The organism is Marinirhabdus gelatinilytica, assembly GCF_003353425.1.
Taxonomy (GTDB): domain Bacteria; phylum Bacteroidota; class Bacteroidia; order Flavobacteriales; family Flavobacteriaceae; genus Marinirhabdus; species Marinirhabdus gelatinilytica.
In genome coordinates this window covers 1,094,372-1,119,492 of sequence record NZ_QRAO01000001.1, presented here as the reverse complement: position 1 = coordinate 1,119,492, position 25,121 = coordinate 1,094,372, and the positions used below count along the sequence as shown (strand labels likewise).

Genomic DNA, 25,121 nt, shown 5'->3' with positions numbered 1-25,121 from the left:
AGTTTTTATTTTTCCTTCCTAACTCCTTTAAATTTTCCACCTGTGGTCTTAACGTCCATAAACTGACCATTTCCAGCATTTCTCTTTACATACAAGTTTGTCTTTGGGTTAAGCACTTGCGATCTTTGTTTTACAGCTCCTTTTCGAGCATTATCCCCTATTGGTGTATTTTTTGCCATAATGTATTTGTTAAAAAATTTGTTAGTTTTGCTTTTGCGTGTTACCACCTCCCTAAGTACGCAAAACCATTCCCAACGCTTTTGCGTATAAGAAATGAAACCATCAATGTCCGATTGGAACGAACTGAAAGATAAGCCTACAATAAGTCTGACTGAGCTATTTCAGTCAGAAGGCAGTACTGAATCGCAAAAAGAAAATGCATTTTATGTACTGTGCCATAGATTTAAGAAAGCTGTCTTAGCAAGAAGTGAAATTGTCTGTAAAAGATTTGGTCACGATATTACTGTTGCAGAGCAGATTACGACTGCTACATTTACTGCCTACGCAAAAAAAGGTGGTTTTCAAATTGAAAAAGCCACACAACAGGATCCTGATGGTGCTTTTAAGCGTTATTTATTCAAAATAGCTAAAAATGAACTCACAAACTATTATCGAGAGCAACAGAGAAAAAAGAACTATCCTTATGATGGAACTGAACGCATTATCACTGAACTCCCAGTTTTGGAAGGAATGGAATTGAACTTGGAACAAACTATTATTTTAAAGGCTATAGATTCTCTTACGCCTTCTGAAAGAACAGTTTACTTGACATATAGTCAATATGAAAAGTTAGGTTTCAACCTACCTAAAAAACTTTTAGAAGAACTTCGAGCACATCTTGGAGGAATATCTCAGACTACCATTCGCACCTATAAAAAGGAAGCCTTGGACAAGATTAAGAGTTTTACCGAAGTGATGGAATTAACTAAAGAATTATCTGATGGAAAAGGCTAAAATTGACGAAATATTAAGGTCTTTAGGTTTTGGTTTTCCCGAAAACAAGGAAGAAAATATTGCATTTGAAAAAAGTTTTATAGAATATAAGTTTGAGGCGGATGCAGAAAAAATTGATTCAGAAAAAATCCTAAAAAGCTTAAAGGCAAAAAAAAAGGCAACAAATATCGATTATCATCGCAGGACGGTTTTGGCGGCTGAAATCGTATATAAACTTCACAAAGAAAATACTTTAGGACATTTAAAACTTCAGAAACTGATTTATCTATGTCAACATTCGGCACAAATGGAATTACATACTAATTTTCTTAAGCAAGCTATGGGGCCCTATGACAATCGACTTATGAGATCACTTGATACACAATTTAAAAAAAACCAATGGTTTGAGTTTTCTGGAGGAGATTATTTAAAATATAAGCCGCTTTCGAAAGTTGGAAGTCATAAAGAATGGTATGAAAGATATTTCGAAAATGAGCTATCAGACATTGATTTTATTATTGAAAAATTCAGAAAATCTAAAACAAGGGTTGTTGAGTTAATAGCCACTGTTTTTGCGTGCTGGAAAGAAATTCTTGAAGAAAAACAACTATTGAACGATGAGACATTGATATTTCGATTTTATGACTGGCACCCAGATAAATCTAAATTTGAAAGACAAGAAATAATCGATACATTTGAATGGATGAAGAATGAAGGTTTTTACCCTAAATTTAATTCATAACAATTTATATTTTTCAGAAAGTGATTCAAAATTAAAATGCCTTCTTTTTTATAACTGAATCTTTTCCTATTCAAAAATCGATCGCGCTTCCCGAAAAATCCTATCAAAATTAGCCTGCAAATCAGCTTTAGTATATTCCTTGGTTCCGTTTGGAAGCTGCCTGTTAATCTTCGACAATTTAAACTGTACTTTCTTATCAGCTCCATCTGCATAGGTAATAAATTGCCCCTGCTTTAATCGAAAAAATTGGTCCGCTCGTATTTTAGGAATTTCTCGTTCCCCTGTTGTGATACGTGTATCAAAATTAAGGTTGTGTCCACGGTTTATGCTTGTGGTTTCCTTTTTTACGATTTCGAAAAAGCGCTCATAGTATTTAGCGGTGTCCGGGTCATTCACTTTTCCGAAGAATTGATAGGAAAGGTTGCTCAATATCGCTTTACTCGCTTTGTCACCATACATCATATCGTTCTGAATTTTATCCTGCATTACATAAACAGTTGCGATGTCATAACTTCTGAGCGTTGCCGGAATGCGGTGCATATTCAATAGGCGAATGGTCGGTGCTTCTTCCATCAGAAGAAAGGAAGGAATTGAATTGTGCACACTCATCTGTTTAGTGATAGTATGGATGATAGTGGCAATTACGGGCGAATACGAAGTCTCAAATTTAGGATTATTGACCACCGAAATTACCGCAGGATTCTCTGTGTGATTAATATTTAAGGGAACTTCGTCTGCGGACAATGCCATAAATATCCGCTGGGTGCTAATGCGTTTAAGCGCATTGGCCAGCGTACTTTTTACTCCTGCCGTCTGCCGTTCCGAATCTTTTCCACTTATAAAAGCGTCTGCCATCGCTCTCGATGTTGTATTTGATTCCAAAAAAGCGACAAGGCTATCTGTGTCCAGATACTGATAAACTGCTATTAGATGTGGTAATGTGCAGAATTGGGGGTATGATGTTTTCAATTCCCAAATCAACCCGCCAATCAATCCTTCTGCAGCATCATTAAAAAATTTGCTTGTTCCAGTTGTGCCAGATTCCCGTTGTTCCAACAGATTTTCAATCAATACCCTGGACACCTCGTTTACACTTTCCTCGTTTTCCAAATACCTCGGTGCAATGGGATTAACCCGATGAATGATCTTATCAAAAGAAATCACTTTAAAGGGAATGTTAGAATTTTTGAAAAGTGGATACGCCATTTCGGTAATTTCAAAATCCTTATAATCGTGGATAATCCCGCAAAAACTGTTTTTTCGGAAATGGGTTAGAAAACCGTACACTATACTTTCAGTTTTTCCACTTCCAGCAGATCCTATGACAGATGCACCCCGTTTTATATTTCCAATTTTAAAGTTGCCTTTATTCGTTCTAAAACTTACTCGGTATTTATTTTCGGTTTTCTCCGAATCATCTACCTTATGAAGAAAAACATATAAAATTGTATTGACCAATAATAATGGGCATATCAAATACAATAAACCTTGAAATAATTGCCCTGAATTATATATCCAATAAATAACAGACAAAGTCGTCAGAAAATTAAGAGCAAATGCAAACTTTGTAATTCGATACAGCAAGTAAAAGACCAAACTAAACAGTGATAAAAATAAAAGAGTGTGATACAAATTATAAAATTCCATAGCCTACATTTAAATACCGATTGAACTTGATTTAACAGCAATATCCACTCCTTGTCGTAACCTCTTAAAAATTCGCAGAGCCAATTGCGCCTGACTGGTCGGAATATTGGGAATGACAGGTATTCCTGTTTTGTGCATCAGCTTGAATGCCATCGCCTTTTCATTGGCTGGCAATTTTATCAACGCGGCAAAATAGAGGTTTGGATTTTTCACAAAATCTTTTCGGGCTTTATAGGTTTCGGCAAAGTTTCTTTTATACCCAAAAGTCTTGTCAAAGGTTTTTTCAGCTTGCTCAAAAAACCGGTCCCGGTCAAAACCACGCTTTACCATTTTACCGTGCATATCCACTTCTGAAGCTTTATACTTGCTTCCGGGCGAGAGACTTACTGAGTTGGATGCATCCTTTCTACTTACAATAATATGGATGTGACTCTGGTCTCCCGCCTTTTCCATTCCCTGGACAATCCGTTTTCCGTTTTGTTGGTGTGGAGCTTCACGTTCCAGTTTGCCTATTTTTAATTTTAATCGCTCCGTATTTCCTTTGGCTTCGCCTTCTTCTATCTTTCGAATTTCATTTTTTAACCGAAGTATTTTTGTAGCAAAAGGTTGGTTTTCCCGAACCTGTCTATCCGTTCCCTTAAAAATTCTTTTATGTTCGATTTTCGCATAGTATTTTATATCATCCACGGTAATTGCCCGACCATTAATTTCACGGTTAAAAGATTTCACATACTCTTTCATCAACTCACGAGTGTACCTCTTTAAATCGGCACTGCTATTTTCCAAATACCTCAATTCATATTTGGAAGGGTTGACTGTGATGGAATAGAATTTCGGTTCCTTCTTTTTAAGCTTGGCGGTATTTCCATCAATTTCCCTGACCACTTCTTCTGCTGAAATTTCATCGCCATATTGATTGAAAAAGTGTTCCATATTTTCTTGTTCCGTATCTTGGTTTTCTTTTTCCAAATAGCCCACAAAACCAGCTGAACTTTGTGAATAATCTCCACCTATTTTTTGAGCCGTTATGGTTATATACATAGTATTAATTTTCTAAATTTCATTATCTGATTTTTGGTTTTCTTTGAAATCAATTTCGTTCTGTTTTACAACATTTTTCTTTGCCAAAATCAAAGGTTTTTTCTTCGGTTCGGCTTCCTTAAATAAGGTTTCCATCATCGCCACTGTCGGCTTGGTTTGGCTCTTTTCGATGTCCTTCAAAATGGCAATGACCCCATTGATTCGTTTTTTGATTAGCTTTTCAAGCGTCTGCATTTTAGGTCCCATAGCCTCGGTTGGCGAAATGCCATTGTCCTCAAAAAATTCAATCATCAAGAGCAAGGTCATCGATTGTGACTTGGAAAGCTGACGAGAAAACCGCCTGAATTTCTTGACCACCGAAGCTTTGATACTTATACTCTCGAACCGTTCTTTTTCATATCCTTTATCCATTTTTCCGTGAAAAATTTGCTGGTTTTACTGGTCTGACACGGTTTTTCCGTGAAAAATGATGCCGATTCTTGATTTCGCGCAAACCATCAATAACTTAAAACCTTAATTTTCAATGTTTTAAAAACGAAAAGGAATGCTCAACATCGCGAAGCGTGTTGCCCTCTTGCTATTCCTTTTCGTCCCGCTCGCAGGACAAAATTCCATACCATTACAGAAAAAATAATGGCATTTTCTGAGCAGAAAAAATGAGCGGGATTTTTTAAGACGAATTAAATTGAAACGTAAAATTATCTTTACTGAAAGACCGAAACCATTGCGAATAATTAAATTCAAAAGTGGAAGAAACGAAAAAAGACCCTTGAAAATTCAAAGGTCTTTAGTTTCAATTTTGGTTACATCATATATTAAATACATAGGTATAACTATATAAATTTCTCATTGCTTCTTCGTCAAGCATCTCATCCAAATTGGTATTATGTTGGGTTGCATAATCCATTATATCCTTGCCGTAGTTGCGCTTTACATCTTCCTTGGAATTGGCAAGTAATCGTTCTTGTGTTTCCTCGTTTAAATCGGTAAAATTTAGATAAATCATAGCCTTTCATTTTATAAAATTCCATTATCACAAAAACTATAATAATCTCCATCAGGTGCAAAAATCAAATGGTCCAAAAGCTTAATATCAAAAAGCTCTGAAGCCTTCTTAATTTTTGCGGTAAGATTTTTATCTGCATCGCTCGGAACCAATTTACCACTTGGATGATTGTGGCATAATATGATGGCAACCGATAACGATTTTAATATAACAGCAAATAAAATTCGTATGTCAAGTAATGTTCCTGTAATACCACCCTGTGAAATTTGATAGACTCCTTTTACCTTGTTGCTGTTATTTAAGAGAACCACTTTAAAAATCTCCTGTAAAGCAATTGTATCTTTATCCCAATCCTCGAATAATAGCTGGGCTGCGTCCTTTGAATTACTAACTTTTTGCCACATAGAAGATTTTAAACCGCCTTTGTAGCTAATCTTAATTTCATTAACTTTGTTCTTCATTGTCATCTATTTTGTTTGAATAATGAAAAAAGAGGGCGCTACTTTCGACTGGTACGCCCTCTTTATTTTTACAAATTAATCAGCAGATCCGTTGCCGTTTTTAGTTCCCAACAAAAGGATTTCGTTGGCTTCCACTTCGGTAACATATCGTTTGATACCGTCCTTATCATCATAGCTACGAGATTTCAATTTTCCCGTTACACCGATTTCCTTGCCTTTTCCAGCATATTTTTCGATGATTTCGGCAGTCTTGCCCCAGGCTACTACGGTGTGCCATTCGGTATTTTGCACTTTTTCGCCCTTATCGTTTTTGTAATATTCATTTGTAGCGAGTGAGAAACGGGCTACTTTCTTCCCACTTTCAAGGTTCGTAATTGTTGGCTCTTGTCCAACGTTTCCAATTAACTGTACGTGATTTCTTAAAGTACTCATAATAAAAGATTTAAATATTAATTAAAATGCTATCTGAACTTTTCAGACAGTTTGCGTTTATATATTTTTTTAGGGATTTACTTATTATATCCAGAGCGTTTTCCCTTTTTTGTTTTTTTAACTTTAGTTCCGCTTCCTTTTTGATGTTTTCGTAAGATTTCATAAGATTCGTTTTAGATTTACTTCCCATAGAGCCGTCGCTGTTACCTTTTTTTGTTGCTTGATGTGGTACAACATTCAGATTTGGTAAGGCGTATATAAAGTGGAGCGCAGCGCAACGGCTTTATGCCGTCGTCCAAAAATGAATTTTGTTGTTTTGCTGTCAAAAAAAGGTAAAGACAGTGGCGGCTTCGGGAGTGGGTCTAGAGGCCTTTGGGAAATACGAAACCATTGGAAGTGGAACTAAACGCAAAGATGCAACTCAGTTCAGGCGGACTTAATTCACGATTTTGGCTCTGTAATGAAGTGTTCCTTCCCAGAGAAACGGGAAGGGTTAGCGTAATGGAAAGCTGAAATTGGGGATTATGTCCAAGAAATGTGAATGAAGCTCTTTTCCCGAAATGTAGCTTTTCGCGAAATGTAGGGAAATGTGCTGAGGGGATTATTATTACGATTTAATTTTTTAGTAGAATTTAAAGCTGACTTAATTTTATTGAATCTTTTGCTCAAAAATTAATACAAGCAAACGAGAAAATTCATTTCCGTTATAAAAAACTGATACAATCTTCACTAATAAATTCATTTGAGTTTTGGACAAAAGAGGGTAGCCCTGGGGCTTGCACTTCTATACTTTCTTGTTCGTTTGAATAGACTTTTAAATTCAATTCTAAAAGTTGAGTTAGAATATCTTTTTTTCTATTGAATCCATATGCTTCTAAAACTGCATTATCCAAAGCTGTGTGTAAATCTTTTAAAGGATTATTGCCAGGCTCTTCTAATATTCTATAAATATCTCTCAATGTAAATTGATGACGCTTCATCATTTCATTTCGTTTTAGACGTAGAGTCAAAGCGGAATTCGAAACTTTTCTAATCTGATTTAGAGTAGGTTTTTGTGGAAAAGGAAAAGTGTCCCATATCGTGTTTGGTGTATATCTGGGGTCGCCTTTCATTGTTGAACACTTTTCTTGATACCATAGGATATGAATTCTTGATTGAATGATTCCAAAAGTATAGTCGTCTTGAAAATTGAAAACCATAAGTGCATCATTTGGACTTATTCTACTTGAAACAAATTCAAATATTGGACGGGCTGAAACTCTCGAACAAGCTATATATCTTTTACTTTTAGAAATGGCGTCTAACATATCTTCTCTGCCATAAGAAAGCAACCACCATTTATTATAGAAATTTATATGATGCTTATTTGTTTTAGCTTTTTCATTTTTTTCAAGAGCAGCTTGATTTTTTTCCTGTTGGTCTATTGCTTTTTTTTCCCGAATTGGCTGAACTTTCTTTTTTACAATCTCAAAAAGACTTTTATAGGTGGCCGATTCAATGACATCCTTTCCAGTAAAATCAATTACAAATCTATTAGGCTGACTATTTACGGATGCAACTAACTCTCTACCTATCAAAAATGGTTTTAGAACTTCAGAAAAATTTGGATTAGCATTTAAAATTTCTATTCCTTTTTTCTTACTGATTAGGAACCCTGAGTTTCCGTGAGTCTGCCCTTGAAAGACCATTTTTGGTTTTTTATTACAGTTCAAAATTTCAGCAGATGTTACGTCAATTTCTAAAGAAAGGCTACTGTTGATATTAGCAACCACGTATTCAACTTGCTCTTTTTTCTCATTTTCTACATAGAGAAACTTTTTCCCTTTAAAATTTCCCTTCTTCCAATTTACAATTGAAACGAATACTACTGCATCCCCAGACCAAGGTTGAGAAGCAATTGCATTGAATATTTGTCCATCATTTTTAACAATATAATCCAAACTTCCTTCTCTGCTATAATTCTGAGTTACGGTATTGGTCCCAACAAGACCCGCGTAACCACCGTTATATAAATTTTGATGTGCCTTATAAAACCAGTACACACAATAATCAGCATTACCTGAAATTTCTGGATAAGCATCCCACACAGTATTCATATATTCAATACCATATTCTTTAACCATCTTATTTTTACTCTGATAAGGTGGATTTCCAATAATAACATTCGCTTTAGGCCAATCTATAAAAAGTGCATCGGCAAAAATGATATTATCATCCATATTATCGAGAGGCAAAGTATTTTCCATTTGAAATGCTAAGCCTGTTTGAATAGTATTAATCCATTCTTGAGTTTCTTGAATAGAAATTTCTTTTGCAAGCATTAAAGTTACTTTAGCCAATTCAACGGCGAATTGGTTGTAATCCATTCCGTGAAACTGCTTTATACTAACAATACTTTGCGTACCTATTTCAGAAGCGCTTTTTGGAAATTCAATATGAATTTTATCAAGCAGTTCCATCTCAATTCTCTTCAATTCACGATAAGCAACATATAGAAAGTTTCCACTTCCACAAGCTGGGTCTAAAACTTTGTAACTTGCAAGAGCTTTCCGCAAAGATTTCATCTCTTTAAGTGTCTTTGCTTTTACAATTTTTTCTCGCCACGGTTGAATAATTGTTGGTTGAACAATTTTTAGAATATCCAGTTCGGATGTAAAATGAGCACCAAATGCGTGTCTCGCATCCGTACCCATACTTTTTTGAAAAATAGTTCCAAAAATAGCAGGATTAACTTTGCTCCATTTACGTGAGGCTGCCTGTCTCAGCATATCTAATTCATCCCTCGTTAATTCGATTGCCTCCGGAATCGAAAAGAGTCCACCATTAAAATACTGGACATCCTTAAACCTACCACCACGAGCAGGTATTTTCGAGTCCATTTGTTGGAAAAGACCATTAATTAAATCATAACTGTTTCCATTACCATTTTGACAATCAATCAATATTTGTGTGAAAATATCTTTGGGAAGCAAGTTATAGTCTTCCGCAAACATCGTAAATATAGCTTGTAGTATAAACCTTTGAGCTCTAATCCTATCTTCTCCGCGTTCTAAAAATGAATTAAATACAGCTGCCACTAAACTGGCAGTCTTTCTGGTAGCTTCTTCAAGGTTATTTCTAAAAATTGGTGTTTCCGGTTGCGGAAACATAAAGTTGAATGAAGTATATCGATCGGGTAATTCATCAATTCCAATTCTATCTAAAGGCTCGTCTTGAAGCGAAAAATCATATATAATAAACTCTTCAAAATTGCATAAAACAGAATACTTTGGTTGTGAAGGTCTCAACTTCCACCAATAATCAAAAATTTGAGTCCTATGGCTTTTTAGTTTAGCACCCTTTTTTTTCATTTCAATAAGCACTTTGTCCCCCCACAGTAAATCAGCAAAGTTGGTAGTCTTTTTGGATTTGACTCTAAATTCTAAAGTTGCACCTGCTTCTTTGTATCCATTATGACCAAATGCCTGAAAAAATCTATCACAAAATACTTGAGCTTCTCCCTTTTCATCGCCATCCAATCTGGCTGTATATTCTACTAATTTTTGGATGTTTTCTTTCATTAAAATTGGAAATTAATTTTGCTTACAATATAATCGAATTTAAGCCCTAATGAAAAAGGAACTTTTATTAAGAATTTTAGTGCTGAAAACAAAAGGCTTTTTAGTTAAAATTTTCTCACAAAAAAATCCAGTTTGAGGTACTGGACAAACCTTTATTTATTTTATGCCATTGCATAAACTTCATCGAACAGTTTCTTATCCAACCGTTCTTGTTGGCCAAAGCTTTTCTTCAAAACGTTATGAAGTACAGAATTGAATGCATTGTATCCCAACCATAGATTTGGTTGTTCATTTAGTAACAAGGCTTCATAGTTTAAGATTTCGATGACCTCACGAGATTTTTTCGACGGGTCGCTGTTCTTGTCGCTACATTCATACCGGAACAGTTTCGTTCTGTCAAGAATCGCTTTCACAAATTCTTGTGTATCAATGATTTTAAATTCTTTCATCTTGTCGAATTTCTTTGTAATGGTATAGAATTCATTGTCCAGAAACTTATCGAATAAATTGTTCAATCTGGGCATAATCAAGTGTGTATTGTTCTTACTGTGTTTTATGGAAAACTCGATTTCTGCTTGTGACACGTGCAGACCGTTCGAGCACACTTCTCTATAAAACCCGAAGTGACCAGAGGTCTTTTCACTTCCGTCATACGAGTTTTTAAATCGAAGCATAGGCAGTATCAAGTCCTTATGATTCTTGACCGTAAACTGGCTTTTATCATCGATTATAAAATCTGTGATGAACGACCTGTCATTTTTGTTGATGGTGCGTTTGTGGAAGTTCAGTTGTGCATCGGTCAGCATTTCTTCAGCTTTCTTGAAGAATAGCTGATTTGGAATGTGGCCATAGCTGTTCGATACCACATTGACGATTTTGCCATTTGAGATAATGACATTTTCAAGCCCTCTTCGGGATTCCATCTGGGTCAAACTCTTTAAGGATTTCATTTCTGATGGTACGAAGATCTCATCCTGTTGCAAGTTTTGTAAATACATAGCTTTTGAATTTAGATTAAACAATATTTGAGCAGTACCCAAACGGAAGCTAAAATCACAGCTCAAAAGGAAACGGAATAAATAAGCGTAGGATGCTGCGTTGGCTTTATGCCGTAGTCTTTTGATGGGTGTATTTTATGAGTTTACCTTTGCGCTAACTATTGATTGATAACCCCTTCCTTGTAAACAAATCTTTTAAAAACTATCATAAAAAAGAAGAAGGGCCAGCACGAATGCCGACCCCTCTTCAAACAACAAAAGCTAATCGTTGAGTTCCTGAATTTGCTTTTCAAGAACTGTGATGCGCTCCTTCAAACGTTCCTCACGCTTTTCTCGTTTTTCAGCATATTCTTTTTCTATGACGGCAATCTTGGATTTGTAATATCCCTGCATCGCATTGTAGAATGAAATGTTCGTCAAATTGTTGACGTGATTGCTTTCGCCAAAATGCACTTGCTTTGTGAGCATATAGCGTATCAACTTGTGAAAGATTTCCTTTTTGAACTTCTTCTTGAAATTCTCGACCATTTCAACTTTGGTCATCTTTGAAGTGTCGCCCAAAAACTTTGAAAAGTACTTTTGTTGGCTCATATAGTCCACATTATTTTCAAAGAGCGATATCGAGAATGCCACCATTTCGTCTGTTGAAAGTGTCTTTTTCGTATCAATATATTTTGTCTCACGAATCATCTGTACCACTTCTTCAAACTGCTTGTTGTTCTCTATTTGCTTCTTACGGATTTCCCTTTCGTTGATTTTTATAATTTGTTCTTCGGGTGTACAATCTGCCATTTTTCTGTTGGCCAATGGTGCCGAATAATCTGTTGATTCATCTTTCGATTTTTCAACAATTTTTATGAAGACTTCTTTATTCCTGTACGTTTCAGGATGGAACAAATTGCCATTGACGAATCCATTTTCTTTCGCTGAATTATATTCTTTCAATGCTTCCTTGTAATTCTGCATTGCTTCATCCAATTCTGCCTTTAACTCATCTTCAGAATAATTGTAATGTTGATACTCTTTTTGGATAGCTTCGATTGTTGGCTCAATCGGATTTTCAATGATTTCAACATCATCCAATAGATAGACTTTCAATCCTTTCTTTTCCAATTGCGATATAATGAGCTGATTGTTCTCGTCATCTGCCCAATACTGTCGTATTTCAGGGATTAAAAGGATATTCTCTTTCTTGGATTTTTCAATCAGGTTCAAGAACGATTTGCTTTTCTTCGTTTCAAAACAGGCTGCTTTAGTACAGACCATTTTGCCTTCGCCGAACAGGTTGCCTTGATTTGCTGCATTGAAGGGACAATCAACACAGGACCCAGCTTTTGGAACCAATTTTTTGTCGGTCACATCAAAGGATGCTTTTTCCAAATCGTAGGTCTGGTCTTTAATCATCCTGTTTAACTGATGTGCATTAAAATCCTCTCCCATCGTTTCCAATATCATCTGTTGCTCTTCCGGTTCAAAGAGTGCTACACCGACACCCAATGATATGGTCATTTCGCCAGTGCGGACAAAGTGCTTGAAACCGTCAATCAATCCAGCCAGTTTAAGTCGCTGTCTGATGAAGTTATCAGTTCTACCCAATCGCTTCGCAATTTCGGTGGGTGCATATTTCTCGCTTAGGTAAGCAATCGCCTCAGCTTCTTCGGTCGGTTCGACATCCTGTCTTTGTAGATTTTCGATAATCTGAACTTCAAGCACATCATTGTTCTCATAAGTCCTAATGATACAGGGTACGGTCTTTTTTCCTGCCAGCTTGCTTGCACGATATCGGCGTTCGCCCATCACGATGATGTAATGGCCATTTAGTTGTCTTACAGTGATTGGCTGCAACACACCGTGCTTTTCGATACTCTCAGAAAGCTGCTTTAACGCATCCTCGTTAAAGGTCTTTCTCGGCTGTTCAAGGTCAGGCTTGATTTTACCCAATGGTAAGTTCTGAATTTGAAGTGCGGATGTTTTCTTTCCGTTTACTTCTTTTTTCGCAGTTACTTTAGTTCTACTGCGCTTCTTTGTGGTACTCGCTTTTGTTGTCATAATACTCAAATTTTTGATTAAACAATATTTGAGCAGAAACCAAACGGAAGATAAAATCTTGGCTCAAAAGGAAACGGAATAAATGAGTAGGGGCTTAAGCGTTGGTTTTATGCCGTAGTCTTTTGATGGAAGTATTTTACGAGTTTACCTTGCGTGTATATTGTATGATAATAAACTCTACTTACGAAGAAGAATAGATTCAATTATCCAAAAGAAGAATTTTTTAAAAGAATTAATTGGGATTAATCCCAAATACTGACAATTGGTATCAGTTAAAATTGATTTATGAAAATAACCTAATTCTGTACCTATTCTGTACCCATTGTAAAAAAGAAAGGCTTCACATTTCTGTGAAGCCTTGTCTAATCTAGTAGCGGGAACTGGACTCGAACCAGTGACCTTCGGGTTATGAGCCCGACGAGCTACCTACTGCTCTATCCCGCGATGTATGTTTATCTTCAAGCGACTTTCGACTTGTGAACCCGACGAGTTAGCTATCTGGGCTAAGCCCGCGATGTATGCTCCAATGCATCTTGTTTGTGCCAGTTCATAATGCCAGCAGAATTATTGGACTGCAAAGATACAAAGGTTTTACACTCCCGCAAGTATATTCACGCTATATTTTAACAATAAATCACAAAAATTTCAGCAAAAGGTCATCATTTCATACATTTAAATATGTCTAAAACCGTGCGCAAAACCCTTTATATCTTTCTAGGAATTGTTCTTCTGTTTTTTATTGTCCTCATTTCCACGAATATCATCTTAAAAAATAAAGTTGAAAATTTCACAAAGGAAAGACTGCCAGAGAACATTTCCGCAACTTTTAAGGACGTCTCCCTGCATTTACTAAATGGAACGCTTACCTACAGTGACGTAGCCGTAACACTAAAAAATAAGTCCAACGATACCGCCCACACCTATCTCACCGCAGATAAAGTGATAGTGGCAGACCTTAGCTACTGGGATTACTTGTTCGATAATGAAATACACATTGAAGACGTAAAACTGAAATCCCCAACGATTCGTTATTTCAAGGATAGATTGGTTACTACAAAAGATTCTGCAAGCCAGAAACCGTTTATGAGCCTTAAGAAACCCTTGCTGGTCGATGAACTGAGTATAAACAATGCCACGGTTACTTTTTTTGATACCAGCGAAAAAGACACACTATTGCACGCTAGAAACCTCACCGTTGAAGTGGACGATATCTTGGTAAACAAAACCACCCTAAACCGAAGGTTGCCATTAGAATATAGCAATTATGAAGCTAACACAGATTCCATTTTCCTTAAGATGAGCCCTTACGAAAACCTTACCGTTGGGGATGTTATTGTAAAGGATAAAAAAGCTACTGTTTCAAACTTGCACCTTTTCACCAAGTATTCAAAAGCCGAACACGCCAGTATGCTGAAAAAAGAACGCGACCACTTTAACGTCCTGTTGGACAGCCTTGAAATAAATAATATAGATTTTGGTTTCAACAACCGGAAGTTTTTCGCCCAGAGCGACTTTGTTAAATTCACTGAAATACAAGCAACCATCTATAGGAATAAATTGGTGGCAGACGACCCCACAATAAAGCCCCTATACAGTAAAATGTTGCGTGACCTTCCCATAGACCTCACGATAGATTCGGTTGCAATAACAAAAAGCACCATTACATACCAAGAAAAAGTAAAGCAAGAGCAACCCGCGGGGTCTGTTTATTTCGATTCTTTTAATGCCAGACTAAGTAACGTTAGCAACACCTATAAACAAGGAACCAACACTACCATTACTGTAGATGCAAGGTTTATGAAAAGCGCTCCCATACAAGTAGATTGGAGCTTCGATGTAAACAACACCCAAGACAAGTTTACTTTTAAAGCCGAATTGACCAACCTGCCCGCCAAGCAAATGAACCCGTTTACAAAACCAAACTTGCTGGTAGCAATGGAAGGTGAGGTAAATAAAAATTATTTTTCGATCTATGGCAATAGCAGTCAATCTAAAATTGACATGCAAATAAATTATGATGAATTTAAAGTTGAAATCTTAAACGAAAAGAGAAATAAGAAAAGTGGTATCCTATCCGGTATCGTAAACATTTTTGTAAACAAGGATAGTGATAGCAGTGAGGATGACTTTAAAAAAGGTTCTGCCACGGTAACACCAGACCGCACAAAATCATTTTTTAATTATCTATGGCTCAATATTGCTGCGGCACTCAAGGATTGTTTACTCTAAGATTATTTTTCCATAATCCAAGACATTGCCTCCATTCTTTCGTCTACTGTAAAACTCTTTACCGCTATGGGTAAAAAAAGATTTTCAACAGTAGCACAGGCATGGATCCATTTGCGGTCACTCACTAGGGCAACTTTGTTCAACTTTTCCTTGTTCTCATGTTTGAAAAGCACATTATCGCTAATAGCTGGAAGCGTAAATTTATCGATGCCCTGATCTTCCAAGTAGAGATTTATCTTGCCGAATCGTTTAATTTTTTTTGAAATTTCAGCAAATAGTTCTTCAGAGCGCTCTTTATCAAAAACGCCATCTTCAATCAAGAAACCAACGGTTTCCTCAGAAAAACTAAAGCTCGGATGCATTGAAAGTGAATTGTTTACTAAAGGTACGAAAAATTACTGACCCAAATTTTCTGCCGAAAATTCTTGCAGCTCACCACCTTCAAAACGTACCGATATGGTAATGGGGTTACAGCAAACTTCACAGTCCTCCACATAGGTCTGTGATACCGAAGGGTCCAACAGCATGGATATTTCCTCCCAACAATAGGGGCACTGAAAATAGTGTTCGTACATAGTTAGCGTTTGTGGTTTGTGGTTCGTAAAATAAAAATTAACGCATTGACACATTAAATAATCACTCGCCCTCCGAGGAAGTCGAACTTTTGAAGGCAAATGCCGCACTAAAGCTCGGAAGGGAATTAAAAATCCACATTCAGCAATTGTCCGGTTAACTGAAGCAACTCCAGCTCTGCTAACTTTGCTTCGTACTTGGCCAAATTTTTATTGGTTTTTGCATTTAGCAGATTAATCTGAGCTTGTCGCAACTCCACCGAAGTTATCTGCCCCAATTTGTAACGCTCCTGCGAACGGTCGTAATTATTGCTTGCCGTAACAACGTTTTGTTCTTGTAAGCGGTACACCTCCAACCTGTTTTGATACACGTCATGGGCATTGGCAACATCCCGCTTTACCTCGTTCTCTATTTGTTGTAAGAGTAACTGTTGTGAATCCTTTTGGATTCGCAAGTTCTTAACGGTGGTGATACCACTGCCGCCATCAAATAAATTCCACGTAAGAGACACTCCCGCTGCAAAACCCGTTGTAGTTCTTGAGCTGGCAAAACTTGTCACGGGGAATTGCCCTTCGTTCCAGCCATACGAGCCTGTAAGCCCAACAGATGGCAAGTAAACCGATTTGCTCGCTTTGTAATCGTAATCTGCAATGCGAATGTTTTTTCTGGCCTGAAGCAATCGTACATTGGCAGTGTCACTTTTTTGAACAAACTCTTCGAGCTGTAGTTCACCTATAAAAGTGACAGTGGTGTCCACTTCAAAATTTCGTTGAAGATCCGAATTCAAAACTACCGTTAAATCACGCTTGGTACTGCGCAACTGCTGGCGTGCATTCAATAGGTTTATACTGTCCGTAACAATATCTACCTCTGCATTTAGCACTTCCAGTTTGTTCACTTGGCCATACTCAAAACTATACCCTGCGCGTGTTAGCCTCCTTTTGGTATTTTCGAACGTTTGTTCCAGTACTTCTATATTTTCGGTAATTCGTGCCACTTCGTAATACACCGAGAACAATTGTAGGATGGTAGTCTCAATGGTTTGGCGCGCTTGCAATTCTCCAAGATCGTACGCTTCTTTTAGGCTTTTATAATTGTACCATCTGCCCAGACCATCAAATAAAGTATAATTTAGGTTCAATGAGGCATTGTATTGGGTAGTTTCGGCACCGTCCACAACGTTTGTTTCGCCATTGTTAAATGTCACCTCTTGGTCTTCTATATTATAATTGGCACCGGCGATGCCAGTCAGGGATGGTAAAAACCCCGAGTTTAAGATATCCTGGTTATTTTCGGCTATCTCCAGATCGTTGTTTGCAATTTCGATCCCAAAATTGTTCTCTAGGGTTTCTTTAATGGCTTCCTGCTTCGATAATATTTCTTGGGCATTTGTTACCCCCACTAGCATACAGCATATCCATAAAATCTTCAGTTTAAGCTGCATGTTCTTCTTGTTTTTGTTCTTTGATTGCACGTTCAACATCTTCTTTTTCTATAGTATTGCCCGTAACCAGCCATTTGGAGCGGGTTTTAAAACTATTGGTTATAGACAGCAGTACGGGTAGGATAATAAGGGTTAATACGGTTGCTATCCCTATACCATAAGCAATGGAGATAGCCATAGGTTTTAAAAATTGTGCTTGCCGGCTCTTTTCAAGCAATAGTGGGGCAATACCAGCAATGGTCGTGAGCGAGGTCAAGAAAATTGCTCTAAATCGAGAACGGCCTGCTTCGTAAAGGGCCTTGTCAAATTTCATCCCTTCGCGCAAATAACTATTGAATTTGCCTATAAGCACCAAGCCATCGTTCACCATAATTCCTATGAGCGCAATTATCCCCAAAGCTGAAAGAATATTTATTGGAAAATCGTGCAACCAATGCCCCCAAGCCACGGCGATAAAGCTAAAGGGTATCATGACCATGAGCATTAACGGCTGGCTATAACTGCGAAAAGTAAACGCAATTACTACATAAATTAAGAACAGAACAATGGGAACTACTGTTTTTGCAGAGTCTGTAAGTTTGTTTGCCTCCCTGTTCTGCCCCTCGTATTGCACCGAAACTGTGGGGTATTTTGAAAGGATATCCGGCATTACGTTTGTCCTGATATCTGCCAAAATCTCCGTGGCACTTCCTTTTTGGTCCGCTAAGTCTGCATTTACCTGAATCTCTCTAAGTCCGTTAAGGTGGCTAATGCTCTCGTCACCCCGTTTAATGGTATAGGTAGCTATTTCACCAAACGGGACGCGCTCACCACCAGGGGTAACAATACGCATATCGTCCAGATCGTTTATAGACTCCCTGTTGGACCTATCGTAACGCACCCAAACCCTAATCTCATCTTGCCCACGCTGGAAACGCTGTGCCTGCAACCCAAAGAAACCAGCACGTACCTGGCTCATTACATCCCTAAGGTTGAGGCCCAAGGCGTATGCCGTCTCGTTCAACTCAATGTTTATTTCTTTAATACCCTCGGGGTCTGTATCGGACACATCGGCGAGTAGCGCGTCGTTCTCGAGGACAAGTTTTAGCTCATCCTTAGCGGCTTTCAACTCTTCAGTATTGTTGCCCAATAGTGAAACCGAGACGGGGCTACCCCCAAAATTACCGCCAGAACCAAAGGTAAGCCTCTCCACACCATACACAGCACCCACCTCTTCCCTAATAGCGTTGGTGATCTCTGGGGAACCGAAATCACGCTCTTCTCCTGGAAGTAAATTTACGTTGAGTGAGGCTTTGTTGTTTCCTGGCCCAACTCGTTTAATTATATTTTCTACAACTTGTTTCTTGCCCGTTTGCCTTTCGGTGAAATCTTCGTTTACACGCCACGCAGCCTGTTCTACCATAGTAATAATACTATCGGTTATTTTTGGGTTGGTCCCTTCGGGCATGAGCAAGTCTATACTTACACGGTCACTGGCAATACTGGGAAAAAAGGAAGCCCTTACAACACCCCCCATAAAAGATCCTACTGTTAAGATCATTAACGTAAAGAGGACTGCTATGGTCAAGAAGCGCTGGTTGAGTGAAAAACGTAGCACAGGACTGTACACATTATCACGGCAGTAGCGCATAAACCTATCTCCGTACTCATTAAATTTCCGAAGTTTCATAAACAGCCTGGCAATTCCTTTTTTCTCACGCCTTTCAGCTTCGGTCTCCCTTACCAATGCTTTTGAATGCGCTATGTGGGCAGGAAGTATGATAAGCGCCTCAACTAACGATACCAGCAGTGTTAAAATAACGATTACTGAAACTTCACTGAAGAAATCGCCTATTCTTCCGTCGAGATATAAAAACGTTGAAAAAGCTAGGACTGTGGTTAAGATTGCTGAAACAATAGGCGGCAACACCTCCATGGTTCCGTCAATGGCAGCTTTTACGGGCGATTTGCCTTTTTCGTAATGTTGGTAGATATTTTCTGAAATCACGATACCATCGTCCACGAGTATCCCAATTACTATAATCATCCCAAAGAGGGAAAGTACGTTGATGGTAACATCAAACTGGGCGGCAAACATGAACATTCCCAAGAATGAGATAGGCAGCCCAAAAGCAACCCAAAATGCCAAGCGGGTATTCAGGAAAAAAGATAGGAACAGCAGCACCAACAAGATTCCTACTGCACCATTTTCCAACAACAGTTGTGTACGATCGTTCAAACGTATGGAAGAATCGCTCACCACATCAATCTTTACGCCTGTATATTTTTGATTGAACTCATCTACATAAGCGTTCACCTGCTCAGCCGTGGAGATTAAATCTTCGCTATTGGTGTTGGTAATCTCAACATTCACCGCAACATTCCCATTAAAATATGATGCATTGGGCGTTTCAGAAAACCTATCCTGTACGGTAGCCACGTCCTGCAACCGTACCACAGTACCATTTTCGTTGGCGCGAACCACAAGATTGTTTAGTTCGTCTCCATAATAGGAACGGTTATTGGCACGTATCAAATAATCTTCGGAGTCTGTTTTAATATTCCCTCCCGTAGAGAGTATATTGGCTTGGGATACTGCTTGGGAAACTTCAGCAAAGCTCAAATTATACGCCAGCAAATCGTCTTCCCGAACGGCAATTTCAATCTCTTCCTCAGGATAGCCAGTGATGTTTATTTGCGAGATACCTTCCATAGCGCGAAGGTCGTTCTCTACCTGCCTGCCTATTTGTTTTAGAGAGGACAGTTCAATATTGTCGCCGCTTATGGCAAAATCTATGGTTTGCCGTATTCGCTCTTGCTTTGCCACAACCAGTGGTTCCATTCCAGTGGGGAAATTGGGCACACGGTCTACAGCATTTTTTACTTCAGCAAGCATATCGTCAATATCCTCATCGCTTTCAATCTCTACGGTAATGCTACCACCGTTTTCACGGGAGGTAGAAGTTACGCGCTCTACACCAATAAGGCCCTTCAGGTTATCTTCGATCTTGAGTACGATACCTTCTTCAATCTCTTGTGGTGCTGCTCCCGGATACGCTACACTTATGGTTATAATCTCAGATTCCTGTAAGGGAAAGAAAGAGGATTTAAGCTGCAATATGCCCACAAAACCAAAGATGATAAATGCGAGAATGAGTACGTTCACCGCAACATCGTATTTTATGAAATAACTTATAAGCTTTCTCATAATTATTGGGTTGTTTCGATTTGTTGGGTAGCAGAAGAGTTCTCTTTATTTACTTTTACCAGCATTCCGGCATACGCCCCAGGGATGGAACGGGACAAAATTTGGGTGCCGTTGGGCACACCTTGTACTACAACTTCTTTAGGCGAAAAATACACGGGCTCTACAGGGATTAAATCCAAAATACTATCCCGAACTACAAATATTTCGGACTCGTCCACCAATAATTTTCTGGATATTTTAATGGCGTTTTCTTGCTCCCTTGCCTCCAATTGCGCTTCCAGGTACATCCCTTCCTTTAAATCTTCACCTTTTACCTCTACAAACACTTTTATGGTTTGTGTGGCTGGGTCTATACGGCCGTTGATCCGGCTCACGGTGCCTGTGTATGTTTTGGTACTCTGCAGAACCGAAAGCGTTACCTCCTCTCCTATTTTTAGTAAATCGCTAAAGGTTTTACCAATGGCCAGCTCAACCTCAAAGACGGAAGTATTTATAAACTCTCCCAGTTTTTGTCCTTGACGTATCAAGGTTCCGCGCGTCACAAGGGCTTCGGTCAAAACACCGTTGAAGGGCGCATAAATACCATATTTGCCAAGTCGCTGCTCTAAATTTTTAATGTTATAATAAGAAGCATATACTCCTCTACCCGTAATGAAATACTTTACTTTTTCAGATGAAGTTTCTGGCAACTGTGGCACCGCTTTGTTAACATCAAAATTGTTCAAATAGGTTTGCCATTTGGGGAAAGCGTCTGGATAGTCCAGCCTAAGATCTGGCATTAACGAAGTAACCAAGTTATAAAATTCACTCTTGGCAGCTTGTACCGAAGCGTTGTATTCTGAAGCGTCTATCCTAATAAGCGTTTGTCCCTTTTTATAGGTTTGTCCTACTTTAAAATCGTGGGCACTGCTCTGGAAAATCCCTTGTACCTCACTGTATAGCTCTAGACGTTCTTTGGCCTGCAGGGTCCCGTTGGTAGGAATTGTAATAGGAACGGTAGTATTTTGTGCTGTTTGGGTAAACACGGTCTTAACCACCTTTTCTATCTTTGGTTTTGGCTTGTTGTTACTATCTACAATGTATTTTGCTCCAAAGATTGCAACAATAAGTAGCAATACCCCCAGTCCATATAGTATCAATTTGCGCATTGGCTTCAGTATGTTTGATTAGGATTGTCAAAAATACTGCGATGGCACGCTACTGACGTTAAAAGTATCTTAAATTTAGAGCTTTTCTAATCTTTCTGTAATGGTTTCCCACTCCTCCATCAAGGTATTGAGCTTGTCCTTTTTGGCTTGGTAGAAATCGAAGAAATTAGGCTTGGCAATGGTTTCTTCATAATTTATCTGGAGTTCCACGTCTATTTCCTTTATTTCCTTTTCCAGCTTCGAGATTTGTGCTTCGGTCTTGCTGAGTTTATTCTGAAGGGATTTCACTTTCTTTTGTTCTTCGTAACTCTGTTTTCCGTTGGAGGTATTCTTTTTTTCTTCGGAAGCGACCTTTGTTCTTTTTTCGGCCTCCCGCAAATTCTGAAGGTTGCGCTGTTCCAGGAAATAATCTATGTCTCCAAGATATTCCTTTAACTCCCTATCCTTAAATTCGTACACCTTATTGGTCAGGCCCTGCAAGAAATCACGGTCGTGCGATACCAGTATGAGCGTTCCCTGAAAGTTTCGCAATGCCTCCTTAAGCACGTTTTTTGATTTGATATCCAAGTGGTTCGTGGGCTCATCCATCACCAAGACATTGAAGGGCTGTAACAATAATTTTGCCAGAGCCAACCGGTTACGCTCGCCCCCAGAGAGTACCCGAACGTATTTGTCCACCTCTTCACCACGAAACAGAAATGAACCCAAAATATCACGAACACGGGGCCTTGTTTTTTCATCGGCGGCGTCTATCATAGTTTCCTCCACGGTTTTGGAGCCGTCCAAATAATCGGCTTGGTTTTGGGCAAAGTAGCCTATTTGTACGTTGTGCCCCAGTTCAATGGAGCCATCGAAAGGAATCTCACCCACAATCATCTTTGCCAAGGTAGATTTTCCCTGTCCGTTCTGGCCCACAAAAGCAGTTTTGGAATCTCGCTCTATCAACAAGTTAACGTTATTCAACACCTGCTTGTCTCCATAACTCTTTGAAGCGTTTTGGGCAGTGATCACCACCTTCCCAGGGGTTACAGAAACAGGAAACCGAAGGCTCATTACAGCATTATCATCCTCGTCCACCTCAATCCTATCCATCTTATCCAGCTTTTTTATGAGCGACTGTGCCATGGTAGCCTTACTGGCCTTGGCACGGAACTTTTCGATAAGCTTTTCGGTTTGCTCAATCTGTTTTTGCTGATTTTTTTGGGATGCCAACTGCTGCTCGCGCAACTCCTTGCGAAGCACCAGATATTTTGTGTAGGGCTTAGGGTAATCGTAAATCTTCCCTAAGGAAATCTCGATGGTACGATTGGTCACGTTATCGAGGAACATTTTATCGTGGGACACCACCACAACTGCACCGGGGTAGTTGTTCAAAAATTCTTCAAGCCAAAGGATAGATTCAATATCCAAGTGGTTCGTGGGCTCATCCAGCAACAGTATATCATTATTCTGTAATAGTAATTTTGCCAATTCGATACGCATACGCCACCCACCAGAGAAAGTTTCGGTCACCTTGTTGAAATCTTCCCGTTGAAAGCCCAACCCCTGCAAAATACGTTCGGTTTCGCCTTGATAGTTGTACCCACCGTGTATTTCGTACTGGTGCTGTACCTCGTTGAGATCTATCATCAACTGGTTATAGCTGTCGCTCTCATAATCGGTACGTTCGGCAAGCTGGGTATTTATTTCCTCTAGCTGTTTTTCGAATTTTTTTATTTCAGAAAAGGCCTCATAAGATTCTTCTAGAACGGTTCTTCCCTTGGTAAAATCTATGTCCTGTTTCAGAAATCCTATGGACACTTCTTTATCTGTAGCAATGGCACCTTCGTCGTATTCCTGTTCGCCAGAAATAATCCTGAGCAAGGTAGACTTTCCCGCACCATTTTTACCTACCAAACCTACACGGTTACCAGGGGATAGCATAAAGGTAATACCCTCGAAAAGGTATTCGCCCTGAAATGAAACTGATAGATTGTGGATATTGAGCATAAGATTTATTGATGCGGTTTACTTATATTTTGGTGCAAAGATGCTTAAATTTACCCTGCAAAAAAAATACAATCTCAACCAGTTATATATGGGCTTAAAAGGAACCAAAATCTATAGTATTTTTACAGGAAAATGCCCAGTTTGCCATACGGGTCCCATGTATAAAAACAGCAATCCCTACCATTTTTCGCAAACCTTGGAAATGCATGAACACTGCCCGCACTGCCATGTAAAATTTAAGATTGAACCTTCTTTTTTTTATGGTGCGATGTACGTTAGTTACGCCGTAGGTGTTGCAATAGCGGTTGCGGCATTTATTATTGCCTTTTTCTTTATAGGGCTGGGTAGGCTACACACCTTTTTTGTTATTATGGGAACCCTTATCGTGCTATTACCGGTTATATTAAGGCTTTCACGCAATATCTGGATCAATTTCTTTTTTAAGTTTGACGGGAAGAAGGTGTGATGTTAAGGCTTACAAGATACATCCAAGATTTAGACTGAAATTCCTGTATATAATCTTTACTGGCTCTGACGGCCCATTGGGATGTGACGTCTCCAATGTTAAAATGACTAGAGAAACCTTTTTACGTTGACGGATTCCGGCAGCTTCTTGTGGTTTTCGACATACTGAAAAAGCCACTCAGCCAACAGTGGAGCCATGGACAAGCCACGTGTACCCAAACCATTCAGGAAATACACATTTTTGTTTTCTGGAAAATTTCCGAGCAACGGTTTTCTGTCCTTAACCGTAGGACGAATACCCGAAACTTGATCTAGCACGTCAAAATCACAGGAAATCATTTTTTTTAGTTTTGAAACTATTTCTTCACGTGCCTCTTGGGTAGTTCCTGTAGAAAATTCGTCACGGCCAAAACTAGCACCTACCTTATAGCAATGGTCACCCAATGGGATAATCATGACCGGACCTTTTAAAACTTCCTTTAGCTGAAGTTTGGGTGCCCTAAAAATAATATACTCCCCTTTGTTGCCCACAAACTCCTTGGAACCCATTGGCGATACTGAAAGTTGAAAATAAGGATTGTCGCGAACGGCTGTTCCCTGCGCAAAAACGATTTGTTTTGCAGAGATATTTGAATAGGTTACACCACCATTACTACTTGAGAGGGATTGATAGTTAAAAGTTTCAGAAACCAGCAGTTTTTTTTCTTTCAGAAAGATCCTGTAGTGTTCAATAAGTTGGGGAGGGTTTATAATGGCACCTCCAGTTACTACGCCCAAGCCCAAAGGAGCGTTTATTGAAAGGTTCTTGTTTTTTACTATTTCGGTTGAAAGAAATTGTGAAAGTTCATTTTTATCGCTTGCCACTATCCAATTGTTCTGTTCTTCAACAGCATTGAAAATCCTGTGTATGGAAATAGGACGTATTATTTGTTTTCCCAATCCCTGCCCTAGTGTTCTATAAAATGGCAGGGCCTTTTCAAAAAATTGTGCTGCATTCCATGCCGCGGTAAACCTTTTGAGCACTGTGGGATTTAATACGCCCCCAGAAACGGTTGTAGCACCTTCTTTGCCATCTTCCACCACTATAAAGGTTTTTCCGTGCTGCAACAATGTTTCGGCAAAGCAGAGGCCTGCAATGCCAAATCCCACTATGATGTAGTCTACTTGTTTCATTTTGCTGTAAAATTAAGGTTTAAAATTGAAACGGAATACTAGCG

At 38.7% G+C, this 25,121-nt stretch carries 21 protein-coding genes and 1 tRNA gene; 4 read left to right on the top strand and 18 right to left on the bottom strand.

Going from position 1 to position 25,121, the window contains the following annotated elements; translation table 11 throughout:
* Positions 1 to 5 precede the first annotated feature (5 nt).
* On the bottom strand, positions 6 to 179 hold the full coding sequence (locus C8D94_RS15255; RefSeq protein ID WP_170134720.1) for a hypothetical protein: 174 nt from the start codon (positions 177 to 179) through the stop codon (positions 6 to 8).
* A 106-nt stretch (positions 180 to 285) separates the two neighbouring features.
* Between C8D94_RS15255 and C8D94_RS05090 the strand changes: the two genes are divergently transcribed.
* Positions 286 to 954: an RNA polymerase sigma factor gene (locus tag C8D94_RS05090; RefSeq protein ID WP_211308898.1), complete on the top strand. Its 669-nt coding sequence runs from the start codon at positions 286 to 288 to the stop codon at positions 952 to 954.
* On the top strand, positions 941 to 1,675 hold the full coding sequence (locus C8D94_RS05085) for a hypothetical protein (RefSeq protein ID WP_115122783.1): 735 nt from the start codon (positions 941 to 943) through the stop codon (positions 1,673 to 1,675). Before C8D94_RS05090 ends, C8D94_RS05085 begins: the two co-directional genes overlap by 14 nt.
* A 66-nt stretch (positions 1,676 to 1,741) precedes the next feature.
* On the opposite strand, the gene C8D94_RS05080 is transcribed toward C8D94_RS05085, so the two are convergent.
* From C8D94_RS05080 to C8D94_RS05030, 10 genes are all read right to left on the bottom strand, one after another.
* Complete coding sequence (locus tag C8D94_RS05080) at positions 1,742 to 3,322, bottom strand: type IV secretory system conjugative DNA transfer family protein (RefSeq protein WP_115122782.1); 1,581 nt, start codon at positions 3,320 to 3,322, stop codon at positions 1,742 to 1,744.
* A 9-nt stretch (positions 3,323 to 3,331) separates the two neighbouring features.
* On the bottom strand, positions 3,332 to 4,363 hold the full coding sequence (mobB, locus tag C8D94_RS05075) for a MobB family relaxase (RefSeq protein WP_115122781.1): 1,032 nt from the start codon (positions 4,361 to 4,363) through the stop codon (positions 3,332 to 3,334).
* Between the two features lie 12 nt (positions 4,364 to 4,375).
* Positions 4,376 to 4,774: a BfmA/BtgA family mobilization protein gene (locus tag C8D94_RS05070; RefSeq protein WP_115122780.1), complete on the bottom strand. Its 399-nt coding sequence runs from the start codon at positions 4,772 to 4,774 to the stop codon at positions 4,376 to 4,378.
* 397 nt (positions 4,775 to 5,171) lie between these two features.
* Positions 5,172 to 5,369 carry a hypothetical protein gene (locus C8D94_RS05065; protein ID WP_115122779.1) on the bottom strand — a complete coding sequence of 66 codons (198 nt, stop codon included), beginning with the start codon at positions 5,367 to 5,369 and terminating at the stop codon, positions 5,172 to 5,174.
* A gap of 11 nt (positions 5,370 to 5,380) precedes the next feature.
* Positions 5,381 to 5,830 (bottom strand): JAB domain-containing protein, encoded by a 450-nt coding sequence (locus C8D94_RS05060; RefSeq protein WP_115123044.1) that lies wholly within the window; start codon positions 5,828 to 5,830, stop codon positions 5,381 to 5,383.
* 75 nt (positions 5,831 to 5,905) lie between these two features.
* Positions 5,906 to 6,262, bottom strand: a complete 357-nt coding sequence (locus C8D94_RS05055) for a single-stranded DNA-binding protein (protein ID WP_115122778.1) — start codon at positions 6,260 to 6,262, stop codon at positions 5,906 to 5,908.
* Positions 6,263 to 6,966: 704 nt separating this feature from the next.
* On the bottom strand, positions 6,967 to 9,822 hold the full coding sequence (locus tag C8D94_RS05045; protein WP_115122776.1) for a DNA methyltransferase: 2,856 nt from the start codon (positions 9,820 to 9,822) through the stop codon (positions 6,967 to 6,969).
* 161 nt (positions 9,823 to 9,983) lie between these two features.
* The gene (locus C8D94_RS05040; protein ID WP_115123043.1) at positions 9,984 to 10,820 is read right to left on the bottom strand and encodes a DUF932 domain-containing protein; all 837 of its coding nucleotides are present in this window, start codon (positions 10,818 to 10,820) and stop codon (positions 9,984 to 9,986) included.
* Positions 10,821 to 11,081: 261 nt separating this feature from the next.
* Positions 11,082 to 12,869 carry a ParB/RepB/Spo0J family partition protein gene (locus C8D94_RS05035; protein WP_115122775.1) on the bottom strand — a complete coding sequence of 596 codons (1,788 nt, stop codon included), beginning with the start codon at positions 12,867 to 12,869 and terminating at the stop codon, positions 11,082 to 11,084.
* A gap of 371 nt (positions 12,870 to 13,240) precedes the next feature.
* Positions 13,241 to 13,313: transfer RNA gene (locus tag C8D94_RS05030), tRNA-Met, on the bottom strand.
* A gap of 234 nt (positions 13,314 to 13,547) precedes the next feature.
* Here C8D94_RS05030 and C8D94_RS05025 point away from each other — a divergent pair.
* Entirely contained in the window at positions 13,548 to 15,098 is a 1,551-nt protein-coding gene (locus C8D94_RS05025) for an AsmA family protein (protein WP_115122774.1), read from the top strand.
* Between the two features lie 2 nt (positions 15,099 to 15,100).
* Here the strand turns inward: C8D94_RS05025 and C8D94_RS05020 are convergent, their stop codons facing one another.
* From C8D94_RS05020 to C8D94_RS04995, 6 genes are all read right to left on the bottom strand, one after another.
* A complete protein-coding gene (locus tag C8D94_RS05020; protein WP_115122773.1) occupies positions 15,101 to 15,460 on the bottom strand; it encodes a SpoIIAA family protein in 360 nt (119 codons plus the stop codon).
* Positions 15,461 to 15,493: 33 nt separating this feature from the next.
* Positions 15,494 to 15,673 (bottom strand): CPXCG motif-containing cysteine-rich protein, encoded by a 180-nt coding sequence (locus tag C8D94_RS05015; protein WP_115122772.1) that lies wholly within the window; start codon positions 15,671 to 15,673, stop codon positions 15,494 to 15,496.
* Positions 15,674 to 15,798: 125 nt separating this feature from the next.
* Complete coding sequence (locus C8D94_RS05010; RefSeq protein ID WP_115123042.1) at positions 15,799 to 17,115, bottom strand: TolC family protein; 1,317 nt, start codon at positions 17,113 to 17,115, stop codon at positions 15,799 to 15,801.
* Complete coding sequence (locus C8D94_RS05005) at positions 17,105 to 20,302, bottom strand: efflux RND transporter permease subunit (protein ID WP_115122771.1); 3,198 nt, start codon at positions 20,300 to 20,302, stop codon at positions 17,105 to 17,107. Before C8D94_RS05005 ends, C8D94_RS05010 begins: the two co-directional genes overlap by 11 nt.
* A gap of 2 nt (positions 20,303 to 20,304) precedes the next feature.
* Entirely contained in the window at positions 20,305 to 21,450 is a 1,146-nt protein-coding gene (locus C8D94_RS05000; RefSeq protein WP_115122770.1) for an efflux RND transporter periplasmic adaptor subunit, read from the bottom strand.
* A 75-nt stretch (positions 21,451 to 21,525) separates the two neighbouring features.
* Positions 21,526 to 23,439 carry an ABC-F family ATP-binding cassette domain-containing protein gene (locus C8D94_RS04995; protein WP_115122769.1) on the bottom strand — a complete coding sequence of 638 codons (1,914 nt, stop codon included), beginning with the start codon at positions 23,437 to 23,439 and terminating at the stop codon, positions 21,526 to 21,528.
* An 88-nt stretch (positions 23,440 to 23,527) separates the two neighbouring features.
* On the opposite strand from C8D94_RS04995, the gene C8D94_RS04990 reads away from it, so the two are divergent.
* Complete coding sequence (locus C8D94_RS04990) at positions 23,528 to 23,905, top strand: DUF983 domain-containing protein (RefSeq protein ID WP_115123041.1); 378 nt, start codon at positions 23,528 to 23,530, stop codon at positions 23,903 to 23,905.
* A gap of 107 nt (positions 23,906 to 24,012) precedes the next feature.
* On the opposite strand, the gene C8D94_RS04985 is transcribed toward C8D94_RS04990, so the two are convergent.
* Positions 24,013 to 25,077 (bottom strand): NAD(P)/FAD-dependent oxidoreductase, encoded by a 1,065-nt coding sequence (locus C8D94_RS04985; protein WP_115122768.1) that lies wholly within the window; start codon positions 25,075 to 25,077, stop codon positions 24,013 to 24,015.
* Positions 25,078 to 25,121 lie beyond the last annotated feature (44 nt).